A 6,617-nucleotide genomic window follows, 5' to 3' on the forward strand; every position below is an offset into this window, starting at 1 on the left:
GCGCGGCGCGGGACCGCAGCGTCCCCAGCTTCAGCCCATAGCGGTCGCAGACGGCCTCGGCCGTATCCCCGGCCAGATAGTCGCGCCGCGCCGCCGCCCAGGTCGCCTCGGAGCGGACGCGATAGCCGTCCCGCGGCGCCGGATCTTCGTAATAATGGCCGCGCCCGGCGTCAGCCGTCTCGGCCCGCTCGGCGGTCGAGGGTCGCACATGGTCAGGGATGTAGGTGGTGTCGCCGTACTCATCCTGCTCCCACCGGCCGGAGGCGATGATGCGCGGCGCCTCCTCATGCCAGTCTTTCTCGGGCCAGTCCTTCTCCCGCCCGCCCGAAGCCTGATCGTCCATCGCGCCGCCTCCTGCCTGAAAGACGGAGGATGGAGGACGTGTGCGTCAGGATCGGACGGGGGCTTCTCCTCCCCATGCAATGGGGAGGTGGATCGGGCGCGCAAGCGACCGAGACGGAGGGGCCGCTTGGTTCCGCCATCGTAAAGCCCCTCCACCGCTACGCGGTCCCCCTCCCCATTTCATGGGGAGGAAAGAGGATCAGGCCCGCTTGCGCTTGGGTTCGGCGGGCTTCGGCGCGGCGGCGCCCGTGACCAGACGGCCCTTCCAGCCGAGCGGGGGCAGGAACTTGCCGGACTGTTCCTCGCGCGTGCCGTGCTTGGCCATCTCGGCGGCGCGGCGCAGAGCCTTCAGGGTGGTTTCGTGATCAAACAGCGGCTTGTTCATCGCGGTCCCCAGTCTAGCAGTTCGGGGGTCTCGCCGCCACTGGCGTAGACCTGCCAGCTGTCGGCCAACGGCCTGTAGACGGTTTCGAGGTAGTCGAGGCTGAGCGGATAGCGCCGCCTCAGCGTCTCTTCGGGAATGCCGTGGTCGCCGCGCGCGACCCGATGCGCGACGCGGGCGATGGAGGCCTCGACCGAGGGCAGGCGCAGATAGATCAGTTCGAAACGGTATCCGGCCGCCTTCCAGTCGCGGATGCGGCGGGCGTGGGTGCGCGTGGCCAGCGTCGTCTCCAGCACCACGTCGGCGCGGGCGTTGGTGAGTTCCTCCAGCCGCTCCAACACCAGCCGCCCGGCGGCCAGATCACGACCGGGGCCATTCGGCCTAGCGAGGAGGACGAGGGTGGGCACGTAGGGTGAACAGCCTATTTGGCGTTGATCACGAAGCTATGCCGAAGTTTGTCGTTCCCAGAATCGCGATATGCTAAAAATTATCGCATTATAACGTGCTCTAGAAATTAAGAGGCTCCGTGGCTAAGCCCAAGAAAAAAGAAACGGTCAGCGTTAGCTTCCATTACCTAGTTCGTATGGTTGGAAATGGCGGAAAGGATGCGCTTCCCGTAGCGTTTACCTCTAGTGACTTCGACGCTCTTTTTGGTGCCATTCAGGCTAAGGCACCGTTCGACCCCAACGATGAAGAAGCAGCCGATCGCATTCGATATCGTTCTGACGCGCCCATGGAGAATGTAATTCGGGTCGATGATCGAACTGTTTTCGGAACGTATAAAGGTTCCTATTGGGGACATGCATACGATAATACGATGCGCGGCCGCATCCCGGCGGAGAGCATCAGCTTAAGGCCATTTCATTTCCTACTTTATCTTTCCAAAAGCGGGAGAATTTACCTAGCAAGTCAATATCTCGGGCAGTTTGGAGGCTACTCTGCACTTCAACGGACAATTAGTGATCTAATGCCTGGGGCTGGCTTTATCATGCCCCACTCCGTCCGCCTTGATGGTGCTAGCTATAAGAATGCCCAAGCGAAAGAGGTCAAAGTCACATTCGCCGAAAAGCCAGCGTCACTGGCTGCGTCGAACAAAATCACAAGCGCGGGAATGATCGCTTTCAGAAAGATGAGCAAAGAGGACGGTTTCGAGGCCGAGGTCGCCAAAAGGTTATTCCCATTCTTAGGCGGACCCAAGAACGAAATGCGAAAAGCCATCGCCAGCATGCTCAATGAAAGCAGCCTAATGGAAGTAAGCGAGTCCGACATCATGGACTGTACCGTGCTCGCCAAAGTAAACGGCGGAACAAAAACCATTTACATGCTAGAGAGTGGAAACTTTGCAACGAAATTTCATATTGATGTAAAGGTAGATGACGATGGTCACCCAGATTACAATCAAACCAAAATCGCTATACTTGACGTTCTCCGTGAGGAGATAATTTCACGTAGTTCAGATGTTTAATGTCGGAAAAGCTATCTCGCGAAACAACGCGACATTTTACGATTTTGGTTCAAATAAACGTGTCCGAATTTACCCGCGGATTGTTGCGTCAGCTATAGTCGCCGCACTTATCTCCGTAAGTACGCAGGGACCTCTAAACGATCTTTTGGCTGGGACGATCACTGTTCAAGCAATTCTTATTGGCTTCGGATTCAGCGTTATGTTCTTTCTAGCTTCAGGTTACAACACCGAAGAAAAAGCAAAAAGAAACAGCATAGAAGATGAAATAAAAGAAGAGCGACTACTAAAATTATCGAAGGAAATTTTTTACAACATATCATATTTTAACCTAGTCGCCATGACTAGCTTAGCGTTTGCCATACTCCTTCTATTACCATCAGCGAAAGATGCATTTACATCAGTATTATCGCTAGCGGGAGCAACGAATGCTCCCGCTTTAATGAAAATATACAACATATCGAATGCGATTTTATATTTTTCTATCGTTGCATGTTTCTATTTTACTACCATTGAAAGTGGCTACACATTTGGGAGAATGGTCGGACGGGTTGGCTACCTCTTCGAGCAGAAAATTCAAAACTAGAGGTAACGATTGGAGGTCTTTGCCTTACACCTTCACCTCAATCTCTCCGCCCCCAGCCCTGAACTTGGCGCTCATTTCGGCCATGCCCGCCTCGGCGTCCGTCAGGCTGGCGCCCGCGTCGTTCTGGGCCTTGGCCGCATCCCGGATGTCCTGGCTGATCTTCATGCTGCAGAACTTGGGGCCGCACATGGAGCAGAAGTGGGCGGTCTTGTGCGCCTCCTTCGGCAGGGTCTCGTCGTGGAATTTGCGGGCGGTCTCGGGGTCCAGGGAGAGGTTGAACTGGTCCTCCCAGCGGAACTCGAAGCGGGCGCGGCTGAGGGCGTCGTCGTGGGCGCGGGCGCCGGGGTGGCCCTTGGCCAGGTCGGCGGCGTGGGCGGCGATCTTATAGGTGATGACGCCGTCCTTGACGTCCTGACGGTCGGGCAGGCCCAGATGCTCCTTGGGCGTGACGTAGCAGAGCATGGCCGTGCCGAACCAGCCGATCATGGCCGCGCCGATGGCCGAGGTGATGTGGTCGTAGCCGGGGGCGATGTCGGTGGTCAGCGGCCCAAGCGTGTAGAAGGGCGCCTCGTGGCAGTGCTTGAGCTGCTCATCCATGTTGGCCTTGATCTTGTGCATCGGCACGTGGCCGGGGCCCTCGATCATGACCTGGCAGCCCTTGGCCCAGGCGATCTTGGTCAGCTCGCCGAGGGTGCGCAGTTCGGCGAACTGGGCCTCGTCGTTGGCGTCGGCGATGGAGCCGGGGCGCAGGCCGTCGCCCAGCGAGAAGCTGACATCATAGGCGCGCATGATGTCGCAGATGTCCTCGAAATGCTCGTAGAGGAAGCTCTCCTTGTGGTGGGACAGGCACCACTTGGCCATGATGGAGCCGCCGCGCGAGACGATGCCCGTCACGCGCTTGGCCGTCAGCGGCACGAAGGGCAGGCGCACGCCCGCGTGGATGGTGAAGTAGTCCACGCCCTGTTCGGCCTGTTCGATCAGGGTGTCGCGGAAGACTTCCCAGGTCAGATCCTCGGCGATGCCGTTCACCTTCTCCAGCGCCTGATAGATGGGCACGGTGCCGATGGGGACGGAACTGTTGCGGATGATCCAGTCGCGGATGTTGTGGATGTTGCGGCCCGTCGACAGGTCCATGACGTTGTCTGCGCCCCAGCGGGTGGCCCAGACCAGCTTGTCCACCTCGTCGTCGACGCTGGAGAGGACGGCGGAGTTGCCGATGTTGGCGTTGATCTTCACCAGGAAGTTGCGGCCGATGATCATCGGCTCGACTTCGGGGTGGTTGATGTTGTGCGGGATGATGGCGCGACCGCGGGCGATCTCTTGCCGCACGAACTCGGGCGTGACGAAGTCGGGGATGGCGGCGCCGAAGTCTTCGCCGTCGCGGATGCAAGGGGCGGTCTGTTCGCGGCGCAGGTTCTCGCGGATGGCGACGTATTCCATCTCGGGCGTGATGATGCCCGCCTTGGCGTATTCGTATTGGGTGACGGGGCGGCCCTCGACGCCCTTGAACACGCGGTGGTTGGAGACGTCGAAGCGGGGGGCCAGGTGCTTGCCGCTGGCGTGGCCGTTGTCCTCGGGCTTGACCTCGCGCGGGTTCAGGACGGGGGCGATGTCGCCGCGGTCCAGCTGCCAGCTGGATTTGACGCGGGGCAGGCCCTTCTTGATGTCGATGGTCACGGACGGGTCGGTGTAGGGGCCGGAACTGTCGTACATCGTCACCGGCGGCTCATTGGCGGACGGGTGGACGGCGACCTCGCGGAAGGGGACGCGGATGTCGGGGAAGAGCTCGCCCGCCACATAGACCTTCTGGCTGCCCGCGCGGGGGCCGGTGGGGATCGTGCCGTGTTCGGCGGCGACCTGCTTGCGGGCGTCGGCCAAGGCGACGTCGACCTGCGGCTCGTGCGGCTGTTCGTTGGGAACGTGGATATTCATTGTGGCGGCCTCCTGCGAGAAGAGGTCCGCCGGCGCGGTTTGAGCGCCTCGTGTCGGTTTCCCGGCGTGGAGGCGGTGAACTCGTCCCTTCGCCGGCATGACCCGGATCAGGTTCGACGGGTCAGAGGAGAAACCTCAATCTCAGCCGCTCGATTGCGACCCCCCGGAGAACGGCGCGACCCTAGCCGCTTTCCTCTGCGGGTCAAGCGGGGCGGCGTGCTAGGGATGCGCCCATGTTGACCGCCCGTCCCTATCGCGCCGACGACCGTGAGGCCTGCCTGGCCCTGTTCGACAGCAATACGCCGCTCTTCTTCGACGCCAGCGAGCGCGAGGGGTTCGCCGACTATCTGGAAGAGATCGCCTTTGAGCACGCCTATCAGGTGATCGAGCGCGATGGGCGTGTCGTGGCCTGCGGCGGCCATGCGGTCGAGGCGGACACGGTCAGCGTGGTCCTGTGCTGGGGCATGGTCGACAACGGCCTGCACGGTCAGGGCGTGGGCCGGGCGCTGACCGAAGCGCGGATCGCGGCGGCGCGCGCCACGCCGGGGATCACGCGCGTCATCCTGAACACCAGCCAGCACACGCAAGGCTTCTACGCCCGCTTCGGCTTCGAGACGATGAAGGTGACACCCGACGGCTATGCGCCCGGCATCGATCGCTGGGACATGGTGTTGAAGCTGGATTGAGGGAGAGGGGGCGGCCCGGCTTCTCAGTCGGGGGGGCGTTAAGGCCGGGCCGCCGCAGACTTCGTCGGGGTTGGGGGGGCGTCCGACGTGTCCGATTGCTCAATCCCCGGCCGCGATGTTGGTTCCGCTGATTTTCGCGTGTTAACGCTCTTTGCAGAACAATAATCGTTTTTCCTGCCCGCCCCGTCAGATGGCGCGTCGGCGACACTCCAGTTGCAGCACAGCGCCGCCCGCCAAGAGGGCGCCCAGCAGGATCATCGCCCATTCGGTCAGGGTCGGCACGGGCGTGGGTGCGACGCCGCCCACCGTGATCGTCGCCGTGGTTCGGTCCAGGATCAGCCCCCCCTCAGAGGCCCTGAGTCTGGCCTCCGCTTCTCCCGTCAAGACGGTTCCACGCACGACGCCGGGCGGAAGATCGGCAACCGCAGTCATGGTAAAAACGGCCCCAGCCGCAAGCCGGGCATCAGTGGCCAGTGCGCCCGTTGGATGTGAAGAATGAAGCATTCCGCTGTTGGTGCTGACTGACCGTGGCGTCAGTCCGGCAGGCAGTCTTATCTCCCCGTCCAGCCAGACTTCTCCCGCGCTGTGATTGGTGAAACGGGCTATGAAACTGACCGTGTCGCCCGGGTTTGCCGTTGGCGGACTAACCGACAAGCTGACCGATACATTCGGGCTCTGCGCCGCCGCAGCAGTCGCGGCCAAGGAGAGCAAGAGCCCGAGAACAAGACCGGCCAGAGATTTCATATTGCACCGCTTTTAAAAACTCACCCGCTCGAACAGTGTAATCATCGATAAGTCAACGTTAGTCATTGGCTTTCAAGGTTCAGTCCGGCGCAAACGGGCTTTACCGCGCACGCCTTGGGGCCGCATGAGAGCCGCCTGAAGCGGACGCTCCGCCGGGAGATCGAGATGAGTAGAATTCTGGGCGTTCTGGGCGGCATGGGGCCGGCGGCGACGACAGCCTTTCTGGCGCGGGTGCAGGCGCTGACACCGGCGACGGGCGATGAGGACCACATCCGCATCATCGCCGACATCAATCCTCAGGTGCCCAATCGCCATAGTCAGCCGGAAGCGGCCGGGCAGACGCTGGGCGAGATGGCGCGGGCGCTGAAGACGGCGGGCGCGCAGGTGCTGGCCATGCCGTGCAACACGGCCCACGCCCATGCGGGCGCCATCCGCGCGGCGGGCCTGCCCTTCATCGACATGATCGCCGAGACCGCGAAAGCG

At 61.4% G+C, this 6,617-nt stretch carries 9 protein-coding genes and 1 riboswitch; of the genes, 4 read left to right on the forward strand and 5 right to left on the reverse strand.

Features of this window, described 5'->3' with window-relative positions; genetic code table 11:
* From RT567_RS12160 to RT567_RS12170, 3 genes are all read right to left on the reverse strand, one after another.
* A partial coding sequence (locus RT567_RS12160) for a hypothetical protein (protein ID WP_313576590.1) occupies positions 1 to 343 on the reverse strand: 343 nt, incomplete at its 3' end.
* Between the two features lie 198 nt (positions 344 to 541).
* Complete coding sequence (locus RT567_RS12165) at positions 542 to 727, reverse strand: hypothetical protein (protein ID WP_313576591.1); 186 nt, start codon at positions 725 to 727, stop codon at positions 542 to 544.
* Complete coding sequence (locus RT567_RS12170) at positions 724 to 1,131, reverse strand: zeta toxin family protein (RefSeq protein WP_313576592.1); 408 nt, start codon at positions 1,129 to 1,131, stop codon at positions 724 to 726. Before RT567_RS12170 ends, RT567_RS12165 begins: the two co-directional genes overlap by 4 nt.
* Before the next feature lie 119 nt (positions 1,132 to 1,250).
* On the opposite strand from RT567_RS12170, the gene RT567_RS12175 reads away from it, so the two are divergent.
* Together RT567_RS12175 and RT567_RS12180 are read left to right on the forward strand one after the other, a co-directional pair.
* Positions 1,251 to 2,189, forward strand: a complete 939-nt coding sequence (locus RT567_RS12175) for a hypothetical protein (protein ID WP_313576593.1) — start codon at positions 1,251 to 1,253, stop codon at positions 2,187 to 2,189.
* A complete protein-coding gene (locus tag RT567_RS12180; protein ID WP_313576594.1) occupies positions 2,182 to 2,772 on the forward strand; it encodes a hypothetical protein in 591 nt (196 codons plus the stop codon). Before RT567_RS12175 ends, RT567_RS12180 begins: the two co-directional genes overlap by 8 nt.
* Positions 2,773 to 2,796: 24 nt before the next feature.
* Here RT567_RS12180 and thiC read toward each other — a convergent pair whose 3' ends face one another.
* Positions 2,797 to 4,704, reverse strand: coding sequence for a phosphomethylpyrimidine synthase ThiC (thiC, locus tag RT567_RS12185; RefSeq protein WP_313576595.1), 1,908 nt, complete (start codon positions 4,702 to 4,704; stop codon positions 2,797 to 2,799).
* Between the two features lie 66 nt (positions 4,705 to 4,770).
* Positions 4,771 to 4,880: riboswitch (TPP riboswitch) on the reverse strand.
* A gap of 57 nt (positions 4,881 to 4,937) precedes the next feature.
* Here thiC and RT567_RS12190 point away from each other — a divergent pair.
* Positions 4,938 to 5,390, forward strand: coding sequence for a GNAT family N-acetyltransferase (locus tag RT567_RS12190; RefSeq protein ID WP_313576596.1), 453 nt, complete (start codon positions 4,938 to 4,940; stop codon positions 5,388 to 5,390).
* Positions 5,391 to 5,576: 186 nt separating this feature from the next.
* Here RT567_RS12190 and RT567_RS12195 read toward each other — a convergent pair whose 3' ends face one another.
* Positions 5,577 to 5,774: an IPTL-CTERM sorting domain-containing protein gene (locus RT567_RS12195; protein WP_313576597.1), complete on the reverse strand. Its 198-nt coding sequence runs from the start codon at positions 5,772 to 5,774 to the stop codon at positions 5,577 to 5,579.
* 525 nt (positions 5,775 to 6,299) lie between these two features.
* Here RT567_RS12195 and RT567_RS12200 point away from each other — a divergent pair.
* Positions 6,300 to 6,617, forward strand: a 318-nt coding sequence (locus RT567_RS12200) for an aspartate/glutamate racemase family protein (RefSeq protein WP_313576598.1), incomplete at its 3' end; no start/stop codon positions are given.

This window comes from Brevundimonas sp., from assembly GCF_032107865.1.
In the GTDB taxonomy this organism is placed as follows: Bacteria; Pseudomonadota; Alphaproteobacteria; order Caulobacterales; family Caulobacteraceae; genus Brevundimonas.